This is a genomic window from Roseobacter phycocola (assembly GCF_042055075.2).
Taxonomy (GTDB): Bacteria; Pseudomonadota; Alphaproteobacteria; order Rhodobacterales; family Rhodobacteraceae; genus Roseobacter.
On the sequence record NZ_CP194010.1, the window covers coordinates 3048020 to 3069758 of the forward strand.

Annotated in this window: 25 protein-coding genes and 1 other RNA gene; 14 read left to right on the forward strand and 12 right to left on the reverse strand. The window is 59.8% G+C overall.

From position 1 onward, the window contains the following. Positions 1-227: 227 nt before the first annotated feature. Positions 228-731, reverse strand: a complete 504-nt coding sequence (locus AB4K19_RS15025) for a c-type cytochrome (RefSeq protein ID WP_375229114.1) — start codon at positions 729-731, stop codon at positions 228-230. Positions 732-852: 121 nt separating this feature from the next. Between AB4K19_RS15025 and AB4K19_RS15030 the strand changes: the two genes are divergently transcribed. Beyond that, positions 853-1698 carry a prephenate dehydratase gene (locus AB4K19_RS15030; RefSeq protein ID WP_375229115.1) on the forward strand — a complete coding sequence of 282 codons (846 nt, stop codon included), beginning with the start codon at positions 853-855 and terminating at the stop codon, positions 1696-1698. Positions 1699-1701: 3 nt separating this feature from the next. Here the strand turns inward: AB4K19_RS15030 and AB4K19_RS15035 are convergent, their stop codons facing one another. Then, positions 1702-2175: an SRPBCC family protein gene (locus AB4K19_RS15035; protein WP_436398213.1), complete on the reverse strand. Its 474-nt coding sequence runs from the start codon at positions 2173-2175 to the stop codon at positions 1702-1704. 39 nt (positions 2176-2214) lie between these two features. Continuing rightward, the gene (gene nudC / locus AB4K19_RS15040; RefSeq protein WP_436398214.1) at positions 2215-3183 is read right to left on the reverse strand and encodes an NAD(+) diphosphatase; all 969 of its coding nucleotides are present in this window, start codon (positions 3181-3183) and stop codon (positions 2215-2217) included. Positions 3184-3420: 237 nt separating this feature from the next. Here nudC and AB4K19_RS15045 point away from each other — a divergent pair, with 237 nt between their 5' ends. Further along, positions 3421-5214 carry a 5'-nucleotidase C-terminal domain-containing protein gene (locus AB4K19_RS15045; RefSeq protein ID WP_436398215.1) on the forward strand — a complete coding sequence of 598 codons (1794 nt, stop codon included), beginning with the start codon at positions 3421-3423 and terminating at the stop codon, positions 5212-5214. Between the two features lie 44 nt (positions 5215-5258). Then, an RNA gene (ffs, locus tag AB4K19_RS15050) (signal recognition particle sRNA small type) lies at positions 5259-5355 on the forward strand. 34 nt (positions 5356-5389) lie between these two features. On the opposite strand, the gene ypfJ is transcribed toward ffs, so the two are convergent. After that, a complete protein-coding gene (ypfJ, locus tag AB4K19_RS15055; RefSeq protein ID WP_436398216.1) occupies positions 5390-6235 on the reverse strand; it encodes a KPN_02809 family neutral zinc metallopeptidase in 846 nt (281 codons plus the stop codon). 161 nt (positions 6236-6396) lie between these two features. Between ypfJ and AB4K19_RS15060 the strand changes: the two genes are divergently transcribed. The 4 genes from AB4K19_RS15060 (at position 6397) to recR (ending at position 10188) form a co-directional block, all read left to right on the forward strand. Continuing rightward, positions 6397-8163 (forward strand): DNA polymerase III subunit gamma/tau, encoded by a 1767-nt coding sequence (locus tag AB4K19_RS15060; RefSeq protein WP_375229120.1) that lies wholly within the window; start codon positions 6397-6399, stop codon positions 8161-8163. A gap of 67 nt (positions 8164-8230) precedes the next feature. Further along, on the forward strand, positions 8231-8575 hold the full coding sequence (locus AB4K19_RS15065) for a YbaB/EbfC family nucleoid-associated protein (protein ID WP_436398217.1): 345 nt from the start codon (positions 8231-8233) through the stop codon (positions 8573-8575). A gap of 88 nt (positions 8576-8663) precedes the next feature. Then, a complete protein-coding gene (locus AB4K19_RS15070) occupies positions 8664-9557 on the forward strand; it encodes a hypothetical protein (RefSeq protein ID WP_436398218.1) in 894 nt (297 codons plus the stop codon). A gap of 37 nt (positions 9558-9594) precedes the next feature. Then, entirely contained in the window at positions 9595-10188 is a 594-nt protein-coding gene (recR, locus tag AB4K19_RS15075; RefSeq protein ID WP_375229122.1) for a recombination mediator RecR, read from the forward strand. Between the two features lie 17 nt (positions 10189-10205). On the opposite strand, the gene AB4K19_RS15080 is transcribed toward recR, so the two are convergent. Next, entirely contained in the window at positions 10206-10751 is a 546-nt protein-coding gene (locus AB4K19_RS15080) for a TetR/AcrR family transcriptional regulator (RefSeq protein ID WP_436398219.1), read from the reverse strand. A gap of 102 nt (positions 10752-10853) precedes the next feature. Here AB4K19_RS15080 and AB4K19_RS15085 point away from each other — a divergent pair, with 102 nt between their 5' ends. Together AB4K19_RS15085 and AB4K19_RS15090 are read left to right on the forward strand one after the other, a co-directional pair. Further along, positions 10854-11474: a glutathione S-transferase family protein gene (locus tag AB4K19_RS15085; protein ID WP_375229124.1), complete on the forward strand. Its 621-nt coding sequence runs from the start codon at positions 10854-10856 to the stop codon at positions 11472-11474. A gap of 10 nt (positions 11475-11484) precedes the next feature. Beyond that, complete coding sequence (locus AB4K19_RS15090) at positions 11485-12165, forward strand: cupin domain-containing protein (RefSeq protein ID WP_375229125.1); 681 nt, start codon at positions 11485-11487, stop codon at positions 12163-12165. Between the two features lie 92 nt (positions 12166-12257). Here the strand turns inward: AB4K19_RS15090 and AB4K19_RS15095 are convergent, their stop codons facing one another. Further along, complete coding sequence (locus AB4K19_RS15095; RefSeq protein ID WP_375229126.1) at positions 12258-13034, reverse strand: DUF1013 domain-containing protein; 777 nt, start codon at positions 13032-13034, stop codon at positions 12258-12260. Between the two features lie 140 nt (positions 13035-13174). On the opposite strand from AB4K19_RS15095, the gene AB4K19_RS15100 reads away from it, so the two are divergent. Beyond that, positions 13175-13807: a ribonuclease T2 family protein gene (locus AB4K19_RS15100; RefSeq protein ID WP_375229127.1), complete on the forward strand. Its 633-nt coding sequence runs from the start codon at positions 13175-13177 to the stop codon at positions 13805-13807. On the opposite strand, the gene AB4K19_RS15105 is transcribed toward AB4K19_RS15100, so the two are convergent. Both AB4K19_RS15105 and AB4K19_RS15110 read right to left on the reverse strand, forming a co-directional pair. Beyond that, the gene (locus tag AB4K19_RS15105; protein ID WP_375229128.1) at positions 13800-14783 is read right to left on the reverse strand and encodes an NAD(P)H-quinone oxidoreductase; all 984 of its coding nucleotides are present in this window, start codon (positions 14781-14783) and stop codon (positions 13800-13802) included. The genes AB4K19_RS15100 and AB4K19_RS15105 overlap by 8 nt on opposite strands. A 74-nt stretch (positions 14784-14857) precedes the next feature. Then, positions 14858-15556, reverse strand: a complete 699-nt coding sequence (locus tag AB4K19_RS15110; protein WP_375229129.1) for a COQ9 family protein — start codon at positions 15554-15556, stop codon at positions 14858-14860. A 115-nt stretch (positions 15557-15671) separates the two neighbouring features. Between AB4K19_RS15110 and rpsU the strand changes: the two genes are divergently transcribed. Then, the gene (rpsU, locus tag AB4K19_RS15115) at positions 15672-15878 is read left to right on the forward strand and encodes a 30S ribosomal protein S21 (protein ID WP_008207378.1); all 207 of its coding nucleotides are present in this window, start codon (positions 15672-15674) and stop codon (positions 15876-15878) included. A gap of 146 nt (positions 15879-16024) precedes the next feature. On the opposite strand, the gene AB4K19_RS15120 is transcribed toward rpsU, so the two are convergent. Together AB4K19_RS15120 and AB4K19_RS15125 are read right to left on the reverse strand one after the other, a co-directional pair. Continuing rightward, positions 16025-16525 (reverse strand): hypothetical protein, encoded by a 501-nt coding sequence (locus AB4K19_RS15120; RefSeq protein ID WP_375229130.1) that lies wholly within the window; start codon positions 16523-16525, stop codon positions 16025-16027. Between the two features lie 157 nt (positions 16526-16682). Next, complete coding sequence (locus tag AB4K19_RS15125) at positions 16683-17141, reverse strand: Lrp/AsnC family transcriptional regulator (protein ID WP_375229131.1); 459 nt, start codon at positions 17139-17141, stop codon at positions 16683-16685. A gap of 140 nt (positions 17142-17281) precedes the next feature. On the opposite strand from AB4K19_RS15125, the gene ald reads away from it, so the two are divergent. Beyond that, positions 17282-18400, forward strand: a complete 1119-nt coding sequence (ald, locus tag AB4K19_RS15130) for an alanine dehydrogenase (RefSeq protein WP_436398221.1) — start codon at positions 17282-17284, stop codon at positions 18398-18400. Here the strand turns inward: ald and AB4K19_RS15135 are convergent. After that, positions 18380-19288, reverse strand: a complete 909-nt coding sequence (locus AB4K19_RS15135; protein ID WP_375229133.1) for a LysR family transcriptional regulator — start codon at positions 19286-19288, stop codon at positions 18380-18382. The genes ald and AB4K19_RS15135 overlap by 21 nt on opposite strands. A 96-nt stretch (positions 19289-19384) precedes the next feature. On the opposite strand from AB4K19_RS15135, the gene AB4K19_RS15140 reads away from it, so the two are divergent. Beyond that, on the forward strand, positions 19385-19666 hold the full coding sequence (locus AB4K19_RS15140; protein ID WP_375229134.1) for a DUF1330 domain-containing protein: 282 nt from the start codon (positions 19385-19387) through the stop codon (positions 19664-19666). A gap of 199 nt (positions 19667-19865) precedes the next feature. Beyond that, positions 19866-21104 carry a peptidoglycan-binding domain-containing protein gene (locus AB4K19_RS15145; protein ID WP_436398222.1) on the forward strand — a complete coding sequence of 413 codons (1239 nt, stop codon included), beginning with the start codon at positions 19866-19868 and terminating at the stop codon, positions 21102-21104. 69 nt (positions 21105-21173) lie between these two features. Here AB4K19_RS15145 and mscL read toward each other — a convergent pair whose 3' ends face one another. After that, positions 21174-21602, reverse strand: coding sequence for a large conductance mechanosensitive channel protein MscL (mscL, locus tag AB4K19_RS15150; protein ID WP_375229137.1), 429 nt, complete (start codon positions 21600-21602; stop codon positions 21174-21176). Positions 21603-21739 lie beyond the last annotated feature (137 nt).

Here is a 21739-nt window from a genome sequence, read left to right on the forward strand (position 1 = left end):
TACGCGAACTAAAGGGCACTGCCCGGCTCCGTGCGGCATTCATACGGAATTTCCTCCTGTTTATGGCCGAATTCTCCGGCTCATCTGCTCAGATGTAAGCTAAAGGGTCCGCAGGCCAAGATACAAGTTGCGAAAATGTGATCCGCCAGCACGGAGCCCTTCTGCACCAACAAAAAAGGCCGCCTGCATCACAGCAAGCGGCCTTTTTGGTTAACAACCGGTTAAGATCAGTCGTCGAGGCTGTCCATATAGGCAATCACGTCTGCCCGGTCTTCGATCTTTCTGAGACCTGCAAAGCTCATGGACGTGCCCGGCGCATAGGAAGACGGGCGCTCAAGGAAGTCGCTCAGGTTCTCAGGTGTCCATTCGCCGCCCATTGAGGCGAGTGTTTCGGAATAGCTGAAACCGTCAGCAGCACCTTTGGGACGTCCGACAACCCCGTAGAGATACGGACCTGTTCCGTTTTCGCCCGCTTCAAGTTTGTGGCATGCGGAACACTTGCGGAATACCTTTGCGCCATCCTCGACACTTGCCGACGCCAGTACCGTTGCGAAATCCACTTCTTCGACCTCGGCAGTCTCTTCACCGCTTTCAACTTCGATGACGTAGGATGCCGCGCCGTGCGCTTCGACGTGGTAAAGTTCCTCGGCGGCCCATTTACCCAGAAGGAACACAAGAAGCGCGCCGCAGACGCCGCCGGCCGCTTTGGTAAAGGTCATTGTGTCGAGCATTGATTCCAGATCCGTTGCTTTATGTTTGACGCGGTATCTATTGCTTCCCCTCCGGTGTGGCAAGGTGTAGTTACCGCGACCAAACGACCACTTTCCGAAGATTTTGTTCAAGGACGACCCGATGACCGCCGACGCCACAGCCAGGATTGCCTTTCAGGGGGAGCCGGGGGCCTACAGTCATGAAGCCTGCCGGACCGCACGCCCCGAAATGACGCCTGTTCCCTGCCGGACGTTCGAGGACGCTATTGAGGCTGTGCGCAAAGGCGACGCGGAATTCGCAATGCTGCCGGTCGAGAATTCCACCTACGGACGCGTTGCGGACATCCACTCACTGCTGCCAAGCTCTGGCCTGCATATTATCGAAGAGGCGTTCGTGCGTGTCCGGATCAATCTCCTGGCGCTGCCGGGCGCCCGGCTCGAAGATATCAGGAGTGCGAAAAGCCACACCGTCCTGCTGGGGCAGTGCAGAAACTTCCTCGCAGAACACAACATCAGCCGCATCACCGGTGCGGACACTGCCGGATCAGCCAAAGAGGTGGCCGAAGCCGGAGATCCCGCTGTGGCAGCGCTGGCCAGCGAACTCGCCGGCGAGATCTATGGTCTTGATGTTCTGGCGCGCCATATCGAAGACGAAGGAAACAACACCACACGTTTCCTGCTGATGTCGCCTGAAGCCGATTACACCAGACGGGGCAAGGATGGCATGATCACCAGCTTTGTGTTCCAGGTCCGCAACCTGCCGGCCGCTCTTTACAAGGCGATGGGTGGCTTTGCGACAAACGGCATCAACATGACCAAGCTGGAAAGCTATATGGTGGGCGGCTCGTTTACCGCGACACAGTTTTACGCGGATATCGAGGGACACCCGGACGACCCCGCCGTTAAGCGCGCGATGGAAGAGCTGGATTACTTCACGAACATGGTCGAGGTTTTGGGGGTCTATCCGGCGGGCAATGTCCGCGCCTGACGGTCAGTCGTCCCGCGACGCTGCGTAACGGCTTTCCAGCCGCTGAAGATATTCCGCAACACGCGCCTCAAACTTCCTGTCCAGAGTCGTCTTTGTGAATTTCAGGGACTTCACCAGCAGGCGCGCGGTCAGCGTGTGAGGCCGCAGTTCTGCGCTCACGGTAAGCCTTGTACATTGTGGCGCGAGCCCGGTCAGTGCGACCGTTACGCCCCCCTCCAGGCCAGGTCCGGCCATACCCAGTTCAATCTGTTCCGGACGCTGCAGGTTCAGAAGCACAATGTCGACGCGCAGGGGCTTTCCCTGGATCCGGACATCCGCTTGCCACGCCGTGCCGGTCAGGCAGCTGTCGGTCGTATCCGTCCTCACAACATCGACACCCCGGCGGTGCGCCGCATCTTCGAGGCTTTCGAAGTCGCAAAGCATGTCGAAAAGATCACCCGCCGGTACAGCCACTTCCGCCTGCGCAGAGAATTTCATGAGCCCGGCTCCGGATCAGCCTTTCCGGCCACTGTCCGGTCAATCCAACCTGTCCGCAAGCCAGTTCTCCAGCAGAAAATGTGCAATGGCGCCTTTACGCGCTGGCAACATGAAAGGATGCTCTCCGGCAAATGCCTGGGTCATTTCCTCGCGACTGACCCACATTGCGTCTTCGATTTCCAGTGGATCGACCGTGATCTCTTCGCTGACCGCCTCCCCTGCACAGCCAAACATCAGCGACGCCGGAAACGGCCAGGGCTGACTTGCGAGATAGGATACCGGCCCGACGTACACCCCCGTTTCCTCAAAAACCTCGCGACGCACAGCCGCTTCAAGCGTTTCGCCGGGCTCAACGAACCCCGCGAGCAGCGAATACATGCCATCCGGCCATCCGGGCGAGCGCCCCATCAACACCGAATTGCCACGCGTAATCAGCATGATCACCACGGGGTCGGTGCGCGGAAAATGCGCCGCCCGGCATCCGGTACACCTGCGTTGCCACCCCCCCTGGGCGACGTCCGAGCGGTCTCCGCACTTCGCGCAGAAACGGTGCGTCTCATGCCAGCCCAGAATGGCTTTGCCCGTCGCGGCGAGTTCTGCGTCCCGCGGAGTGAGCCAGGTCATCACACGGCGGAGTTCAGCAAATGCCATGTCAGCAGGCAGATCCGGGTGGCGCTGTTCTGTGGGATCGAGGAATCCCCCCAGCTGGTCAGGTTCCAGCCCGTCAGGTTCCCATGCCGAGATATCGAAAGCAAATCGCCCTGCTCCGTCTTCGCGCCCCAGAAATACCGGCGCATCAGCGGCCAGTTCCAGCACATCGTGATCCATCGGCAATCGTGCGAGGGATGCCGGATTTTCCATGTTGAGAAGCGGTTTACCGCGCCAGAAAACCACAGCACGCGCAGCCGCATCCAATGCAACTGCATGCAGCGCTTCAGGGTCGTCCCGGATTTCGCCGGCGCGGTCCAGACCGGAGCCGCCAAAGGTTACAGTTTCAGCAATGCGCATATTTTGACCCTGGTTTTTCCTGAGCCGTTACATGCCCGGTTTTCGCCCGGAAGTTCAAAAGGAAAATGCGCGGCCCCGCTGGACATTCCAACCCACGCATGATGTGATCAGGCATCGCTCACGCACAGGTTGTTTACTGAACTGCATCCGGAGGCACCAGAAATACCCCAAAGCCGCTCCTCTCCGGTCGCTCCCTGTACCGCCCGGCTGACAGTGCTCGCAACCAGCGATCTGCACATGCAGCTCTCCGATTTCGACTATGCCCGGGACACACCAGGAGGTGGTGACAGTCTTGCACGACTGGCACCGGTCATCCGGCGCGAGCGTCTGAAAGCGGAAGAAGATGGCGGCCAGTGCCTCCTGTTCGACAATGGCGATACGCTGCAGGGGACACCTCTGGCCGGATTTGTGGCCCGTCACCCGGAAGTGGCTGAAAACCCGATGTCAGCCTGCATGAACGCTCTGGCCTATGACGCGGTGGGTCTTGGAAATCACGATTTTGACCACGGCCTGCCCGCGCTGAAACGCGCCCTATGCGGGTTTTCGATGCCCGTGCTGAGTGCCAACACGACCTGCGCCGAACTGGCCAACCTGCAGACGTCAGCCCTGATTGAACGCGAAATCACGTGCTCTCACGGGAAAAACCGCAAACTCAGGATCGGTGTGACCTCGGTGGTTCCTTCGCAGACCATGAACTGGAACCGGCATCACCTGACAGATCATGCGGAGATTTCACCACCACTGCCGGCACTGACCGCCCGCATCGCTGAATTGCGCGACGCGGGCGCACAAGTGGTCATCGTGCTGGCCCATATGGGCATCGCCCTCTATGACGAGGGAAAATCACCACAGAACCAGATCTTAGAAGTCGCCCGTGTACCGGGTGTCGATGCCGTCATTGGCGGGCACACACATCTGAAATTTCCGGGCGCGGATCACGCTGGCATCGACGGGATAGACAGCCACAACGGTCGGATCGGCAGAACGCCGGTCGTTATGCCGGGTGCCTCTGCATCGCACCTGGGGCGGATCAGGCTGCAACTTGAAATGGGCGGCGATCGCGACGTGGATTGGTCTGTAACAGGATCGGAAAGCGCACTGCTGACACCCGAACCGACCGACGCACCCGATCCTGAAATCGTCGGGCTGACCAGACCCGCGCACAACGCAACGCGTTTGCATCTGAATGAACATGTCGGCGAGCTTTCCAGCCCGATGCACAGCTATTTTGCCCTTGCCTGCCCGAGCCCTGTACCGGCTCTGATCGCAGCCGCAAAGAGGCGGGTTATCGCCAGCGCGGTGGAGGGCAGCACGCTGGCCGGTCTGCCTTTGCTGGCCGTTGGATCAACAGCCGCGACAGGCGGGTTCGACGGACCCGGCAACTTTGTCAGCCTGTCCAGCGGTCCTGTGATGCGGCGGCACATCGCCGGGCTGACCCCATATGCCAACCAGATCTGGGCGGTCCGGACGAACGGCGCCCGGTTGATCGACTGGCTTGAACGCTCGGCCCTGATTTTCAGCACGCTGCGACCTGATCAGCCGGACCAGCCACTGGTTGATGTGAACATCCCCGGTTTCCGCTTCGACACGATTTACGGTCTGTCCTATGAGATCGATCCGACACGCCCCCCGGTTTACGACCCGTCGGGCAGGCGCAACCCGGATGCGACCGGACGCATCAGCAATGTTTCCTGGCAGGGCAAACCTCTTGACCCGGACCAGGAATTTCTGGTTGCGACCACCGATCACCGCACCGGCGGCGGCGGCGCCCTTAAACCCTTTGCCGATGAGGATATTGCATTCCGCGGGTATGCGCCGATGGATGAAGGACTGGTGGACTACCTTCGCGCGCCCGACTGCAGCGAAGTGCGTGATCCGGTCCCCTGGAAATTCAGCACGCCCGGCGATTATTCAGCAATTCTCCTGACAGCACCTGATGCGTTGCAGTATCTGGATGAAATCAGTTCCTACAGGCCTGAGAGCTGCGGAACGAGTGCCGAAGGATTTGCGCGCATCCGTCTGCACCTTTGACAGACAGACTTGCAGTCGATCTGCCCTTTGCCTATATCGGCCCCGAGAGGTTGGCGCGGGTAAGCGCCTCGCCAACCCGGTCAGGTCCGGAAGGAAGCAGCCGTAACGAGCCCCGCTTGGGTCGTTGTCCAGCCTCTCACCAGTCTCCTTACAGAACGAAGCGTGGCGCCAGACTTCACAGCCTGCGGGCCGAGAAGGTATCGCAATCCGCGATCATACCACTGTCAAATCCACGTTCGAACCAGCGTGCGCGCTGATCTGACGTTCCGTGTGTGAAGGTGTGTGGCTGCGGTATCCGGCCCGCCTGGCGCTGCAGATGATCGTCCCCGATCATACGTGCAGCATTCAGCGCCTCGGCAAGATCCCCGCGTTCCATAAGGCCGCGCACGGATCGTGCCCAGACGCCCGAGAGGCAGTCAGCCTGAAGCTCCAGCCGTACGGTGAGCGCATTGGACTGCTCTTTTGTGGCGCCTGCTCGCAACCGGCTGACCTGCGGCAGAATACCAAGCTCGTTCTGCACATGATGCGCGACCTCATGCGCAATCACGTAAGCAGCGGCAAAATCACCGCCTGCACCCAGTTGCCGGTCGAGCTGACGAAAGAACTGTGTGTCCAGATAGGCCATGCGATCCGCCGGGCAGTAGAAAGGGCCGGTGGCACCGGAGGCGCCGCCACATGCGCTTTGAGTTACACCGGAGAAGATCACAAGCTGCGGCGGCGTGTATCGCTGACCCGCCTGGTTTTCGAATATTCCGGCCCAGACTTCTTCGGTCGTTGTCAGGACCTTCGAGGCAAAAACAACGGTCTCATCATCCTGTTGGACAGTTTCCTGGCTCTGCGAGGTTGCCACAGGGTCGCCTGTCAGCAGCGGCGTCACGTCAATGCCGGTAAAATACCCCAGTGCCAGAATGGCGAGAACGCCGAAAAGGCCCAGACCTCCGGCCCTGCCGCGGCGGCCTCCGGCACGCGCCCCCCTGCGCACCCGGACATTTCTGCTCGAACGAATTCCCGTCAGCCGCATACAATGAACTCCCACTCCTGCCCACATTCTGCACCCGGGCGCAGAGCCGGCACAACAGTTTCGTGAGAAATACCCCGGGACCCGCTGTGGGTTGTGTTTACGCGGGGCGCGCCAGGACATACGGTTAGCGGGTTCTGCGAATCTTGCTCACAGGGATCCTGATGTCCGACGAATCCAAAACCGAATACCAGGTTCTCGCACGAAAATACCGCCCGGAAACATTTGCGGATCTGGTAGGGCAGGACGCCATGGTCCGGACGCTGCGGAATGCTTTCGAAGCAGACAGAATCGCGCAGGCCTTTGTCATGACAGGGATCCGCGGGACCGGCAAAACCACCACGGCCAGGATCATTGCCAAGGGCATGAACTGTATCGGCGCCGATGGGCAGGGCGGGCCGACCACCGAACCCTGCGGCACCTGCGAACACTGCACAGCCATCATGGAAGGCCGCCATGTGGACGTGATGGAAATGGACGCGGCCTCGAACACCGGTGTCGCGAACATCCGGGAAATCATTGATTCAGTGCATTACCGCGCCGCATCGGCGCGGTACAAAGTCTACATCATCGACGAAGTGCACATGCTGTCGACGGGTGCGTTCAATGCGCTGCTGAAGACGCTTGAAGAACCGCCGGCGCACGTCAAATTCATCTTTGCCACCACCGAAATCCGCAAAGTTCCCGTAACCGTGCTGTCCCGCTGCCAGCGGTTTGACCTGCGTCGCATAGAGCCAGAGGTTATGATCGCGCTCATGCAGCGGATTGCATCGTCCGAACAGGCAGAAATCACAGATGACGCTCTGGCACTCATTGCGCGCGCGGCAGAAGGGTCTGCACGGGACGCAACTTCGCTGCTCGATCAGGCAATCAGCCATGGGGCGGGCGAAACAACCGCTGATCAGGTCCGCGCTATGCTGGGGCTGGCGGACCGTGGTCGTGTGCTGGACCTCTTTGACCTGATCCTCAAAGGGGACGCCGCCGGTGCACTTACGGAGCTGTCGGCGCAATACGCCGAAGGCGCGGACCCGATGGCCGTCTTGCGCGATCTGGCGGAAATCACCCATTGGGTGTCTGTCGTCAAAATCACGCCTGAAGCGGCCGAAGATCCGACAGTTTCGCCTGACGAACGGGCACGCGGTCTAACCATGGCGGAAAACCTGCCCATGCGCGCGCTGACACGCCTTTGGCAGATGCTGCTCAAAGCGCTGGATGAAGTTGGCAGCGCACCCAACGCTATGATGGCCGCCGAAATGGCGATCATCCGGCTGACGCATGTCGCCGACCTGCCGAGCCCGGAGGAACTCGTCCGGAAACTGCAGGGGACGACGCCTCCGCCAGCGCCTCAGGGTACTCCGGGCGGAAACGGAGGGCACAATGGGGGGCCCGGCGCTCAGGCAACAGCCGGCGGTTCCGTTACCGCAGGCCGTCCGGCCGGAGCTTCCGGCACCGCGGGTGCCGTCACGGCCAGGGCTGTTGACACGGACGAAGCGCTCGCCCGGTTCCCGACATTTGAACACGTGGTCGAACTGATCCGGGCCAACCGCGACGTGAAACTACTGGTCGAAGTCGAAAACGGTGTGCGCCTTGGCGCGTATCAGCCCGGCCGCATTGAATTTACGCCCACAGATACGGCTCCGCGTGATCTGGCACAGCGCCTCGGACAACGGCTGCAGCACTGGACAGGCAACAGGTGGGCTGTGAGCATTGTCGGAGATGCAGCCGCCAGGACCATTGCAGAAGTGCGCGACGCTGAAGGCATAGCTCTGCGCGAACAGGCCCACGAGCACCCTCTGATGCAGGCGGTCCTGGCGCAGTTCCCAAAGGCGGCGATCACCGCCATCAGAACTCCGGAACAGATCGCGGCAGAAGCCACTGAAGAGGCACTGCCCGAAGTTGAGGATGAGTGGGATCCTTTCGAGGACGACTGACGCACTTGTTCGGGGTGGGCCTGCCCGCCTATATTAAAGATAACGCGACACCAAAAAGGACGACGCAATGTTCAAAGGACTAGGCGGGCTCGGCGATATGGCCGGCATGATGAAAAAAGCCCAGGAAATGCAGACCAAGATGGCGCAGATGCAGGAAGATATGCACAGCATCATGGTCGAGGGCGCTTCCGGGGCGGGCCTGGTGAAAGCCACATGTTCGGCCAAGGGCGAACTGAAAACGCTGGATATCGACCCGTCGATTTTCAACAGCGACGACAAGGAAGTGGTCGAGGATCTGATCCTGGCCGCGATCAAGGATGCCCAGACCAAAGCCTCGGAACGGGCCCAGGAAGAGATGGCAAAGCTGACCGAAGGCATGGGACTGCCGGCGGACATGAAGCTGCCGTTCTGACCGCGTGCGCCCGGAGGCCATAAAAGACATCACGACACCGCCGCTCTGGCGCAATTTCGGAGCCTGCGCGGTTATTGCGACCTCTGTTATGGCCATCATTTACCTCTGGCTTGAGGCGACCGCGGGCGTGCCGCTGTCTGACTGGGCGCTGGTCGCGCTTGTGGTGATCAATGCGTATGTGGTCTATGTGTTCGGGCTGCACATCTCGCGCGATCTGGCCGAGATGCTGCTGCACCTGCCCCGGCCCGACTTTGTCCCGGACGGCCTCGATATTCAGGGGCGGGTGAACCGGATCATCGCGCATCCGCCCGCCGTTCTCGCCGGTATCCTGTACGGCGCGGCCCTGGGCGCTGGGGCCTACATCATCGCGCCGCATCAGACGAACGAAACGCTACGTATCGCGTTTGGTCTGTTTGTCTGTGCCGGCAGTTCGATGATTGGTTTCGGGCTCTGGGCTATTTTCCGGTTCTGGCGGGGTTTCCTGCGCGTTCTGCCGACGCTGGAACTCGATATCCTGAACCTGTCAAAAGAACCTGTGCCTGCGTTTCTGCGCTTTAACAGCCGGGTTGTGCTTTTGTGCGCTTTTGTCGGGTCGATGGCGATACTGGGTCTGGCGCTGGCCGACTACAAAAGCACGCCGCCCATCATCATCTTTTCGATCTGCACGTTCCTGACGGTTGGCGCCACCTATGCCGTGCCGACGATCCCGCTGTCGAACCGGCTGAACCGGCTGCGCTCCGAAGAGCTCGACAAAATTGAACAGCAGATTTCCAGGCATGTGGCCGCGCTGAGCGACCCCAACGTCAACACCGAGGGCCTGCGGAAACTGAATGAACTGCGCGAGGCGCAGGGCATTATATCCGGTATCAAAACACTGCCGCCAGGCGGCCAGATCTCTGTCTCTGCGACAGCCTTTGTCACCGCCTTGTCATTCCTGCCTGCGGGCATACAGTACATCCAGCAGATGATGGCGGTTCCCTGACCGCAGCGGACGCGGATGAGTTCAGGAACGGGCGCGCATGAGCAGTACCAGAGACATTGACGCACTGATCGAGCTGATGGCCAAACTGCCCGGCCTCGGCCCACGTTCTGCGCGCAGAGCCGTGCTGCACCTGATCCGCAAACGCAGCCTCCAGCTGATCCCCCTGGCGGACTCCATTCGCACGGTCGCCGAAACCGCGCGCGAATGCCTCAATTGCGGGAACGTTGGCACAACGGATGTCTGCGATATCTGCACCTCTGAAAAACGCGCCAATGGCGAGCTCTGCGTGGTTGAGGACGTTGCGGACCTGTGGGCGATGGAGCGATCCGGCGTCTTCAAAGGGCGCTACCATGTACTGGGTGGCACATTGTCAGCGCTGGATGCTGTCGGCCCCGAGGAATTGCGGATTCCACGTTTGATTGACCGGGTTGCGGCTGAGGGCATCACCGAAGTTATCCTTGCTCTCAATGCCACGATCGACGGACAGACCACGTCCCATTATATCGCTGACCAGCTGGAAGGCAGTGTCCGGCTGACCTCGCTGGCACAGGGCGTGCCCATCGGCGGCGAACTGGACTATCTTGATGACGGGACAATCACAGCAGCCATGCGCGCGCGCAAATCTATCTGATCCCGGCAGCCGGTCAGTTAACCTGCCGGCAGAACCGCCGCAGCGGCAGCATCAAAGACCCTGATGTCATTCATATTGTGGCTCAGCATCATTGCCCCCTGCAACGTTGCGAGGATCTGCGCGGCCTGTGCATCCGCGTGATCACCGCCTTCCCCGCCCGACAACGTGTCGGAAAGCCAGACAAGGTTCGCCTCGAAAAAGCGCCGGACGGCCGCTGAGACAACCTCGGGCAAGCCTGACGTTTCCGCACCAAGCATGCCGCACAGGCAAATCGCATCCGAACTGGTCAGGGCCTCACGATATGTCCGGCAATATGCAGAAATGCGGCCAGCAGCTGTTGATTCCGGCTCAGCCTGCGCAGCCAGAGCTTCAAAAAAACGCTTGCTGTACCGGTCGACAAGCGCCACGCCAAGATCCTCTTTTTTGCGGAAATGGTAGTGCACGCTCGCGCTCTTGATCCCCAGCGCATCCGCAAGGTCCCTGAAACTCACAGAATTATAGCCGCCCGTGCGTACACCACGTTCGGCTTCGTCCATCAGCAAATCGCGGGTGCCCGCCATCATGTCACCTGTCTGTGATCCTACCTACTACCAGATAGGCTTGACAGCTATCAGGGTCAATGATTATCACCTACCTATCACTAGGTAGACAAAAGGAATCACACTATGAAGGTTTATGACTTCGAAGGCTTTCCCAACCCGGCCCGCGTCCGCATTGCCCTGGCAGAAAAAGGTCTGGCAGATCAGGTTGAGTTCATCACCGTTGACGTGCCCGGCGGCGAACACAAAACAGAGGCTTTCCGCGCCAAAAACCCCAGTGGTCTGGTTCCGGCGCTTGAACTGGATGACGGGACGGTGATCGCCGAGTGCACTGCAATCACCGAATACATCGACGGGATTGCCGATGGCCCGTCCCTTGCCGGCGGCACACCGAAAGAGCGCGCGGTGACCCATATGATGCAGCGCCGTGCCGAGGCGGAGCTGCTGGACGCCGTGGGGGCATATTTCCACCACGCAACACCCGGGCTCGGACCGGACATAGAAACGAACCAATGCGCCGAATGGGGCAACATGCAGAAAGACCGCGCCCTGAAGGGTATGCGGTATTTCGACAGTGTGCTCGCAGATCAGGACTATGTCGCGGGTGACAGTTTTTCGATGGCCGATATCACCGCATTTGCGGGGCTCGCCTTTGCCGATTTTGCAAAGATCGACGTGCCCGAAGACTGTGCTAACCTGATCGAGTGGCGGCAGCGGGTCGCCAGCCGGCCCAGCATCGCAGGATAAGGACAGGACAATGGAACTGAACGCAGATTTCAGCAAACGCACCGTCGTTCACGCAGCAGACATCCCCTGGAAACCCTCGCCCATGGCGGGCGTGGACCGCCGCATGCTCGACCGGATCGGAGATGAAGTGGCACGGGCAACGTCAATTGTCCGCTACGCCCCCGGCAGCCATTTTTCTGCGCACACCCACACCGGCGGCGAGGAATTCTTTGTGCTGGAGGGTGTCTTCCAGGACGAGCACGGAGACTTTCCCGCAGGCACCTATGTTAGGAACCCGCCCACGACCAGCCATACCCCAGGCTCCGAAAAAGGCTGCGTGATCTTTGTGAAACTCTGGCAGTTTGACATGGACGACCGGAATCAGTTCCGCATTGACACCAATGGTGACGGCTATGTGCCGGTCGATGGCGCACCCGGTGTGACCCGCCTGATGCTGCACAGCGATGACGCGGAAGACGTCTCTACCGAGCACTGGGAAGCAGGCGCTTCTGTTACCCTTGATGCCCCGGATGGCATGGAGGTGCTGGTGCTGAGCGGCGGGTTTGAAGAAGGTGGCGAAACCTTTGCCAAAGATTCCTGGCTCCGCCTGCCGCGCGGAGCGCAATCAACCGCGACCGCTGGCGCAGAAGGCGCAAAGCTCTGGATCAAACGGCGACACCTGGCACAACCGCCCAAAGCGCCCGCGACCTGAGATCAGCTTCGGGCGCGGTATCTGCCCTGCCCGAAACGAATAAACCCGGCGTCGGAAAGCGCCGGGTTTTCTGCTGTGATATTATGCCTGGTTCAGCTGCGCGGTGTGTCTTCGTCTTCTTCCTCATCAGAAGAATCCGGCAGGTTGAAGAAGCTGTCCGCATCCGAGAAGTCCGCGGCAGACTTCTCCTCTTCTGCGCTTTCATCGGCCGCTTCGCCCGACAGCGTAAAGGTCTCCAGACCTTCAATCGCCGTGGGGATTTTGGGTTCGGCATCCATACCGAGGCTCTGCTCGGTGCTGACCAGCTTACGGCGTTCATCGTCACTCATGACCGGCGCATCCGCCGCTTTCTTGGCTGCAGCTTTCTGAACCGCTGCGTCCAGCTCCGACTGCTTACAAAGACCCAGTGCTACCGGGTCAATCGGCTGAATGTTGGCAATGTTCCAGTGGGTGCGTTCGCGGATCGCCTGGATGGTCGGTTTGGTTGTCCCGACAAGCTTGCTGATCTGACCGTCGGAGAGTTCCGGATGGAACTTGACCAGCCACAGGATCGACGCCGGACGGTCCTGGCGTTTGCTGAGCGGTGTGTACCGCGGGCCACGGCGTTTCTGTTCGCCTTCGGCCGCAGCGTTATACTTCAGCTGCAGTTTGTGCAGCGGGTTGGACTGCGCTTTGTCGATCTCTTCCTGCGTGAGCTGGTTGTTGGCGATTGGATCAAACCCTTTGACCCCCTGTGCCACATCACCGTCCGCAATCCCCTGAACTTCCAGTTCGTGCATGCCCACGAAATCGGCAATCTGTTTGAAACTGATTGTTGTATTGTCCACCAGCCAGACGGCTGTGGCCTTTGCCATGATCGGTTTTGCCATGTTCATTCTCCTGCGAATCCACTTGCCGGCCCACGTCTTTCCCATCGCCTGGAAGGGCGGTCCCGGAGGCCGGGACGGGTTACCATTGTGGGGGAACTTGGGGCGTATATAGTCGGCACAACGACATAAGGAAAGACCCAATGCGCAGCCTGCTTCTCTGGCTTATGATCCTGCTTGGGTCCGGGGCTTCGGCCCAGGACCGCTCCGGTGAGTTTGACTACTACGTGATGGCCCTCAGCTGGTCGCCGAACTGGTGCAACCGCACAGGCGACGCACGCGGGTCACCGCAATGCGATCCCGGTAAAGGGCATGGCTGGATCCTGCATGGTCTGTGGCCGCAGTATGAGCGGGGCTATCCCGAATACTGCAACACAAGTGAACGCCAGCCCTCCCGCCGTATGACATCCGACATGGCGGACATCATGGGCACGTCCGGGCTCGCCTGGCATCAGTGGAAAAAGCACGGCACCTGCTCCGGTCTTTCCGCGCCGGACTACTACGCCCTGTCACGGGAAGCTTACGGCACCGTGACCCGCCCGCCAGTGTTCCGGCGCCTGAAAGAGGCTGTGCGGTTGCCGGCCTCTGTGGTCGAAGAAGCCTTTCTGCGAGACAACGACCAGCTAAGCGCAGATATGATCACGATCACCTGCAAGCAGGGGCAGATTCAGGAAGCGCGGATCTGTCTTACCCGAACGCTGGAACCCCGCGTCTGCGGTGCCGACGTTTTGCGGGACTGTACCGCCAGCAGTGCTCTGTTCGATCCGCTCAGGTAACCCTCAGCACAATTTTTCCGATGTGGCCGGAGCTTTCCATCCGGACATGTGCCGCCGCCGCGTCTTCCAGCGCGAATTCCTGATCCATCACAGGCGCAACGGTCCCGGCTTCCAGCAGAGGCCAGACCGCCTCGCGCAGTTCCTGAGCGATGCGTGCCTTGGCCAGGTCACTCTGCGGTCGCAGGGTACTGCCGGTCATGGTCAGGCGCCGTGTCATGAGCTGCGCGAAATTCACCTCGGCTTTCATACCACCCAGAAACGCGATCTGCACAAGCCGCCCGTCATCCGACAGCGCTTTGAGATTACGCGCAATATAGTCACCTCCGACCATATCCAGGATCACATCGGCACCGCCTGCTGCGCGGACTTCTTTTACGAAATCTTCTGTGCGGTAGTTGATGGCCATCTCCGCCCCCAGCGCTCGGCAGGCCTCACATTTGGCGTCGCTGCCGGCGGTCGTGAACACGCGCGCACCAAAAGCGCGGGCAAGCTGAACAGCGGTCGTTCCAATACCCGAAGACCCACCGTGCACCAGAAACCGTTCACCTGCTTTCAGGCCGCCACGCCCAAACACATTGGACCAGACTGTGAAAAACGTCTCTGGCAGACAGGCCGCCTCACGCAGCCCCATGCCCGATGGTACAGGCAGGCAATGTGCGGCCGGTGTCGCGACGTATTCTGCATAGCCCCCACCTGGCAGAAGAGCGCAGACCGCGTCACCCACCGACAGCCCGGCAACACCTTCACCAACCGCTGCAACCTCGCCAGAGGCCTCAAGGCCCGGCAGATCACTTGCGCCGGGCGGCGGATTGTAAAGACCCGCTCGTTGCAGCGCATCCGGGCGGTTCACCCCGGCAAAAGCGACCCGGATCACCACCTGGCCATAAGCGGGCACCGGGACAGGACGGGTCGTGGCTTTTAACACATCCGGCGCGCCGTGTTCCGAAATCTCTACTGCCCGCATGGTATCTTTCATGTGCGATGTCCTCTGTGTTCCGGCACTGTCGTAACAGCACCGGACCGCACTGAAAACCCGATGGAGGCCGCCGCTCAGCGGTGGGGCTCAGTCCACTTGCCCGGCAGGTCATCGCGCTGCATAGACTGCGGCGCACGGATTTTCCCCAGCAACCAGTCCGGACCGGACATCAGCCGGCTGAGCACCGGGCTTTTGCGCGCCTGAGCCTTGAGCTTTTCGATCTGCATCACATCCCCGATCCGGCGTTCCAGAAAGGCGCGGGTTGCCATATGATCCGGGCTCTCATCGCCCAGCCAGTATAGCACTGTCGCAGACCAGACCCCGCTCAGCGTTGCCCGTTTGGTGTACCAGTTCACGTCATCTGATGTATCACCCAGAGCCGTCCAGATGGTATCAGCCGTTTCCCAGATCAGGCGCGCGCCATCCGCTGCGTAGAGCGGCAGCGCAAACAGCGTGGTGCCGCGGCGCACGGCTTCCTTGTCTTCTGCGACCTCAAGGCGGATCCACACCGCTTCGGTCACCTTGTCGCGAAAGCGCATACCCGACATATCCATCCCGGCCAGCCGGTCCCGCAGAACCGCATCACCCTGACGGTGAAACGCCATTGCCAGATCCACTGCACCGCGCGGGCACGCCGAGCGGGCAACGTCGGGGGCAATATCCGCATCCCGAATCGCTGCCTTAAATGTGGCCTCCGACCAGCCGTCAAAGGGCACATGCATCAACGCTGCTTCCAGCAACTGCTCCCGGGCTGTCTCATAAGGTACTGTCACGTGGCACACTCCCTGACGCTTCGCACTGTGGTACTGGACAATATAGCTCCTCCTTGCTATATGCCCACTTCCTGCAAATCCTTGCAACTCAACTTAGAAAGGTGGTGAAAACCACATGCAGGTTAGTGTTCGCGACAACAACGTCGATCAGGCCCTTCGGGCTCTGAAGAAAAAGCTCCAGCGTGAAGGTGTCTTCCGTGAAATGAAGCTCAAGCAGCATTTCGAGAAGCCGTCTGAGAAAAAAGCACGCGAGAAAGCTGAAGCGATCCGCCGTGCCCGTAAACTGGCACGCAAAAAAGCCCAGCGCGAAGGGATGCTCTGAGCAGACCCGCCGCGACGGCGACGAAAACATCAGCCTCTGAGCGGGAACACTGCTCGGAGGCTTTTTTGTTTCTATCGTGAAAACAGAAAGGGCGATTTGTGGACTAAGCTGCCATTCACTTTGCAACCATTAATGGCCGCAATCGATTATTGATCAGCTATACAGGCCCTGAACTCATCCGAGGGGCTACCCTCAGGGCCGTTTGGGCATTCAAACGCACAGATTTGAAGTCTCCTGAAGTCGGTACTCTGAGTTGCGAGTTCAGATCGAGCTGACTGATCCAACATCGAAAAAACCGTGTCAGCGTCCACAGACTTCCCTGCACCCAACAAAGCGTACAATTCAACTTCAATTGTAAGATGCTTTTGCAGGTCTCCGACACCAGTTTGGCTGATCTCCCGAAGCATCAAAAAGAGTTGACCAATTCGAAAATCGTCACCGTGAGAAACATCAAGAAAAAGTGTTCCCGCTGTTAAGAGGGCACCATACTCCTTCAGCCACCAGCTTGTCTGCTGTTCAATGTCTTCGAAGTTCTGGCAAGTACCCGAAAAATCAATCTGATTTTGGGTGTGAGCAGGAAGTGCCGGGAAAAATGACGCCATTGCAAAAGGTGTCACCATCAAGGCCGTTAGTATACCGTTTTTCAATATAGCAGCCTCTCGGACACTTCAGCAAAACGCTAAGGCTAACCCGGAAAGACCTCAACCTGGTATGTGCTCCGGCTCGTTGTTTAGTGGACAAGGCAACGTTGGCTGTCCCGCAGACACTTGGTCAAACTGGGCTCAAAGTTGCCGTTCGCCCGCATCACACAGGCAGGGCCGTCGTTTTGAAAACGGTGCGCAGCGCAAAACTGGACTGCATCTGGGCCACGCCCGGCAGCCGGGCCAGATACTGGCGGTGTATCCGGGCAAAATCCTCGGTGTTTTCGGCCACGACCTTCAGCAGATAGTCCGCTGATCCGGCCATCAGGTGGCATTCCAGAACATCCGGGATACGCGCCACAGCCTTTTCAAAGGCATCCAGAACCTCGTCTGCCTGTGCCTGCAGCGTGATCTCGACGAAAACTGTCGTCGGCACACCCATTTTGCGCGCATCCAGCAGCGCCACATAGTCCTTGATATACTTCTCTTTCTCCAGCCTCTGCACCCGGCGGTGGCAGGCAGACGGTGAAAGATTGACTGCCTCGCTCAGGTCGGAATTGGACATGCGTCCCGATCGCTGAAGCGCTTCAAGGATACGTTTATCTGTCGCGTCGAGCGTCATATGCGCAAACTTCTTCTGTTACTGACTGGTTTTGTCGAAGACTATTCGGAGTTTGCACGCTAACGCGAGCCAAAAATCGTGCCGTCTTGCGCCTTTTGAGCTGTATTCATCCATCAAACGCCGGATTTGGAGGAGATCCCATGATTATTGGTTGCCCGAAAGAGATCAAACCACAGGAATTTCGTGTTGGAATGACGCCCAACGCGGCCCGCGAGGCCGTGGCACACGGGCATGAGGTACTGATTGAAACGCAGGCCGGAACGGGTGCGGGCTTTGAGGACAGCGACTATGTTGAAGCGGGCGCAACCATTGCCGCCACAGCCGCGGATGTCTTTGAACGCGCGGAAATGATCGTAAAGGTCAAAGAACCGCAGGCCGTCGAACGCGCCATGCTGCGAGAGGGCCAGGTTCTGTTCACCTATCTGCACCTGGCACCTGACCCGGAACAGACCCGTGACCTGCTGGCATCCGGCGCGACCTGCATCGCCTATGAAACGGTTACGGACGATCGTGGCGGGCTGCCGCTCCTGGCTCCGATGTCCGAGGTCGCAGGCCGGCTGGCGCCGCAGGTCGGTGCCTGGACGCTCCAGAAAGCGAATGGCGGTCGTGGCGTGCTTATGGGCGGTGTGCCCGGTGTGGGCCCGGCCCGCGTGGTTGTGATCGGTGGCGGCGTCGTCGGCACACATGCCGCGCGCATCGCTGCGGGTATGGGCGCGGATGTGACGGTCCTCGACCGGTCCCTGCCCCGCCTGCGATATCTTGACGACGTCTTCAGCGGACAGTTCCGGACCAGCTATGCTTCAGCCGGCAACACCATCGAACTGGCATGTGCTGCGGACATGATCATCGGTGCTGTGCTGATCCCCGGTGCCGAAGCGCCAAAACTGATCAGCCGTGCACAACTGTCGGACCTCAAACCCGGCGCAGCACTTGTCGATGTTGCCATCGATCAGGGCGGGTGCTTCGAGACGTCGCGGGCAACCACGCACCAAGACCCCATCTATGACGTGGATGGCATCATGCATTACTGCGTGGCCAACATGCCAGGCGCTGTGGCCCGCACGTCCACGATTGCTCTTGGCAATGCCACCATGCCTTTCATGCTGGCCCTGGCCGACAAAGGGTGGAAGCAGGCATGCCAGGATGATCCGCACCTGCTCAATGGTCTGAACGTGCATGACGGGAAACTGACATACTATGCCGTGGGCAAAGCGCTCGGGCTCGACGTTGTGTCCCCTTCACTGATCGTCAAAGGGTAGACTGCTGCCCCCTGGCCTGCGCCCCTCAAAGAGCGGGCGCAGGTGCTGCACCCGTGCTGCTGCAAATTCCGTGAAGGTGACCACCCTGCGCGTCCGCCTGAGGTCCGCGTGGGTCAGTATCCACAGGGGCCGGTAGGGGATGAGCGGCAGCTTCCACAGCCGTTCCATCGCCGGTTCCGTATCGCCCAGAAAGCAGGGAATGCGTGTTGCGCCAATCCCGGCCCGGACTCCAGCCAGCGCCGCATACATGTCATCCACGGTCATCGCGATACGCCGGTCCGGCCAAGCCTGCTTCAGAATATCCGGCGGCCCGGGCCAGTGTGCGAACCTTATCCAGTCGAGCGGAAGTGTCGGGTCGGCCCGCAGGCGACTGGCCTGCTCACGGCTGACATACACGGCAGCCGACTGCCCGGTGATACGGCGGCCCACAAGTGTCTCCGAAGGCTCATTCGAAATGCGGAAGGCAACATCCGCTTCGTGGGCAGTCAGATTCAGCTGACGGTTCGCCGCGACAATCCGCAGATCAATCTCCGGATACCGCCTGCAGAAGTCGCGCAGGATTGGCGCAAGCACCCGTTCGACCACGAGCTGCGGCGCAGTAATGGTGAGCGGCCCACTCAGGCGCTGGTCTCGCGCACTCAGGCTCCGGCTGAGGTCATGCCCTGCAGCTTCCATTTTTTCTGCCGCACGCGCAGCCTCAAGTCCGGCATCTGTCGGGCGGTATCCGGTAGCTGACCGGTCAAACAGACGGGCGCCCATGGCCTCCTCTGCCGCTGCAATCCTGCGCGATACAGTGGCATGGTTGACCCGCAGCGCACGGGCCGCCCCGCTGAGACCGCCGTGGCGCACGCATTCAAGCACATATCGAAGGTCATTCCAGTCGGTCATACTGATCATTATCGCACAACTGTTTTGCAATGTTGACCTGTTTTCGCACAACATTTTGAACCGTATCGTGGCGGCAGAAATCGGAAAGGAACCATCATGACCACTTACGCCATTGCAACATTGCGCGTGAAAAACCCCGAAAAGCTCGCTGCCTACCGTGAAAAGGCGGCGGATGCGCTGGCCCGCCACGGTGGCAGCGTCGTTCAGGCCTCGACCGATCTGTCGCTGATCGAAGGGGCCGGCCCGCTCCCGGACGGCGTTGCTGTGCTGAGCTTTCCTGACCGCGACGCAGCGCATGCCTGGATCAACGACCCTGAACTCGCCACGACTCATGCACTCAGGACCGAGGGAGCCGATACTCAGATCGCATTGCTCTGAACAGGCCACGGCGTGTCTGACCGGCAGAACCGCGCCCGACAGGCGCGGTTTTACTCTGTCGTGTATTGCCCGGCGGTTGCATGCCGATCTGCAGCGCCGGGCCGGCTGCTTCGCGCCGAACCTCCAGAAATTCCGTGCCAGAACCCGTAAAATCAGGTTTTGTCTCCGCATATATGTTCAATTATTGCGGGAAATAACGATGAAACAACGTAACACAATTTCCGCAGCGCTGGCCGCTGCGATGATGCTGACCAGCCCGGCGGTGGCCGATTCCAACCTTGGAGCCTTTGCCGTGGGCGCTGCCGTCGGGGCCATCGTCAATCAGCAGGTGAATAATAATAAAAAGAAGCAACAAACCGTTGTTCGCAAGAACTACTCCAACAGCTACCAGCGCCAGCAGAACCGCGAAGTGCAGTCCGCGCTGAACGCCTTTGGCTTTCCCGTAGGCGTTGTTGATGGCTCACTGGGCCGCCGGTCGCGCACCGCGATTGCAAACTATCAGGCCTATATGGGCTATCCTGCAACGGGGTATCTCGAAGAATACCAGCGCGTGTCACTGGTCTCGAGCCATCAGCGCCTTCAGGCCGGTGGTGGCAGCGTCTATCCTCAGGTGGTCGCGAACGAAGGCACGCAGGGACTGCTGAAGGCTTTTGCAGACCCGAACTACGCCTCCAACCGGTATGGCGGTGGCACAGCACCAGCCACAACGACAACAGCTGCCGTTGCACCTCTGGCACCACTGACGCTGAACAATACGCAGGCTGTTGCATCCATGGTGGGTCACTGCCGTGCTGTGAACACACAGACCGAAGCGAACGGCGTCATCCTCGCCAGCAATGTCACCAACCCGGATCAGGCGCTTGGGGAACAGTTCTGTGACGCCCGGGCCGATGCCATCCGCCAAAGCGACCTGCTGCGCGCATCGGTCGACCAGTCGGATGCACAGCTGCGCGCCGGTTGCACACAGATCGCCGATGCAATGGCACCGGCCATTTCAGAAATCGCAACCCAGGGGGCCGCATCCGTTGCCGTGACCGCTCAACAGACAGCAAATGCACTCTTCAGCGGTGATATGGCGACTGCGGCCGGTTACGGCAAAATCTGCCTCGGTCTGGGCTATCGTGAGGATGATGCCGCCATGGCGCTTGGCGCGGCAACGGTCATGCTCGCAACGGGCCGCGCTCCCTATGCCGAGTTTGTGGGCCATCATGTGCGCTGGGGGTTCGGCACAAATGCGCCGCGCGGGTCATCGCTGGGCTGGTATGACACCGCCGTGACAGCAATGGACAATGGTGCGGAGCCCGCTGCGCTACCCGCGAAGAAACGCGCCCGGAACGCGGTGATCCGCGCCTCCATCAGCACGGTCGCGCCACCGGCGCCGGTGCAGGCCCTTGGCGGAGGTGGCGCACTCCCGGCTCTGAACCTCAACAAAAACTGAGCCAGACGGATACGAAAAAAAGCCCGCAGCTTCCGGCTGCGGGCTTTTTTGTTTTCAGAACTGAAAACTTCAGTCTCTTTTGGCAAGCGCGTCGCGGATTTCCAGCAGAACGTCCAGCTCGCTCGGACCCTTGGGCTCTTCCGGTGCCGCCTCTTCTTCTTTTTCCGCAGCTTCCTTGATCCGGTTCACCATCTTGACCAGCAGGAAAACAACAAAGGCCACAATGACGAAGTTGATCACCGCCATCACAAATTTACCGACAGCAAAAACCGGCGCTCCGGCTTCGGTCGCAGCTTCAATGGAAGCATAGGTTTCTTCGCCCAGCACATAGAACCAGCCGGAGAAATCGATCCCGCCGGTGAAAAGCGCAATGATCGGATTGATCAGATCGCCGACCAGTGATGTCACGATCGCCGTAAAGGCGGCACCGATGATAATACCAACGGCCATATCCATGACATTGCCCTTGGCGATAAAATTCTTGAATTCGTTGAGCATTGCTGTCCCTCGCACTGTTGCACGGCGCACAGTCTTCCGCTGTGCCCCCTGTGCGCGTGTTAACACATAACTGCGCGTGTACGAGACTGTTTTTACGGGGAAAGAAGACTAACTTTACCCCGTAAAACAACTCAGAG

Bases quoted from the DNA above. Each gene is read 5' to 3' on its own strand.
- AB4K19_RS15060 (WP_375229120.1), top strand. From the start codon at position 6,397: ATGTCCGACGAATCCAAAACCGAATACCAGGTTCTCGCACGAAAATAC.
- AB4K19_RS15140 (WP_375229134.1), top strand. From the start codon at position 19,385: ATGACCACTTACGCCATTGCAACATTGCGCGTGAAAAACCCCGAAAAG.
- AB4K19_RS15080 (WP_436398219.1), bottom strand. From the start codon at position 10,751: ATGATGGCGGGCACCCGCGATTTGCTGATGGACGAAGCCGAACGTGGT.
- AB4K19_RS15065 (WP_436398217.1), top strand. From the start codon at position 8,231: ATGTTCAAAGGACTAGGCGGGCTCGGCGATATGGCCGGCATGATGAAA.
- AB4K19_RS15035 (WP_436398213.1), bottom strand. From the start codon at position 2,175: ATGAAATTCTCTGCGCAGGCGGAAGTGGCTGTACCGGCGGGTGATCTT.
- mscL (WP_375229137.1), bottom strand. From the start codon at position 21,602: ATGCTCAACGAATTCAAGAATTTTATCGCCAAGGGCAATGTCATGGAT.
- nudC (WP_436398214.1), bottom strand. From the start codon at position 3,183: ATGCGCATTGCTGAAACTGTAACCTTTGGCGGCTCCGGTCTGGACCGC.
- AB4K19_RS15090 (WP_375229125.1), top strand. From the start codon at position 11,485: ATGGAACTGAACGCAGATTTCAGCAAACGCACCGTCGTTCACGCAGCA.
- AB4K19_RS15095 (WP_375229126.1), bottom strand. From the start codon at position 13,034: ATGGCAAAACCGATCATGGCAAAGGCCACAGCCGTCTGGCTGGTGGAC.
- ald (WP_436398221.1), top strand. From the start codon at position 17,282: ATGATTATTGGTTGCCCGAAAGAGATCAAACCACAGGAATTTCGTGTT.
- AB4K19_RS15030 (WP_375229115.1), top strand. From the start codon at position 853: ATGACCGCCGACGCCACAGCCAGGATTGCCTTTCAGGGGGAGCCGGGG.
- AB4K19_RS15025 (WP_375229114.1), bottom strand. From the start codon at position 731: ATGCTCGACACAATGACCTTTACCAAAGCGGCCGGCGGCGTCTGCGGC.
- AB4K19_RS15135 (WP_375229133.1), bottom strand. From the start codon at position 19,288: ATGACCGACTGGAATGACCTTCGATATGTGCTTGAATGCGTGCGCCAC.
- rpsU (WP_008207378.1), top strand. From the start codon at position 15,672: ATGCAGGTTAGTGTTCGCGACAACAACGTCGATCAGGCCCTTCGGGCT.
- AB4K19_RS15100 (WP_375229127.1), top strand. From the start codon at position 13,175: ATGCGCAGCCTGCTTCTCTGGCTTATGATCCTGCTTGGGTCCGGGGCT.
- AB4K19_RS15045 (WP_436398215.1), top strand. From the start codon at position 3,421: ATGCAGCTCTCCGATTTCGACTATGCCCGGGACACACCAGGAGGTGGT.
- AB4K19_RS15070 (WP_436398218.1), top strand. From the start codon at position 8,664: ATGGCCATCATTTACCTCTGGCTTGAGGCGACCGCGGGCGTGCCGCTG.
- recR (WP_375229122.1), top strand. From the start codon at position 9,595: ATGAGCAGTACCAGAGACATTGACGCACTGATCGAGCTGATGGCCAAA.
- AB4K19_RS15085 (WP_375229124.1), top strand. From the start codon at position 10,854: ATGAAGGTTTATGACTTCGAAGGCTTTCCCAACCCGGCCCGCGTCCGC.
- AB4K19_RS15105 (WP_375229128.1), bottom strand. From the start codon at position 14,783: ATGAAAGATACCATGCGGGCAGTAGAGATTTCGGAACACGGCGCGCCG.
- ypfJ (WP_436398216.1), bottom strand. From the start codon at position 6,235: ATGCGGCTGACGGGAATTCGTTCGAGCAGAAATGTCCGGGTGCGCAGG.
- AB4K19_RS15145 (WP_436398222.1), top strand. From the start codon at position 19,866: ATGAAACAACGTAACACAATTTCCGCAGCGCTGGCCGCTGCGATGATG.
- AB4K19_RS15125 (WP_375229131.1), bottom strand. From the start codon at position 17,141: ATGACGCTCGACGCGACAGATAAACGTATCCTTGAAGCGCTTCAGCGA.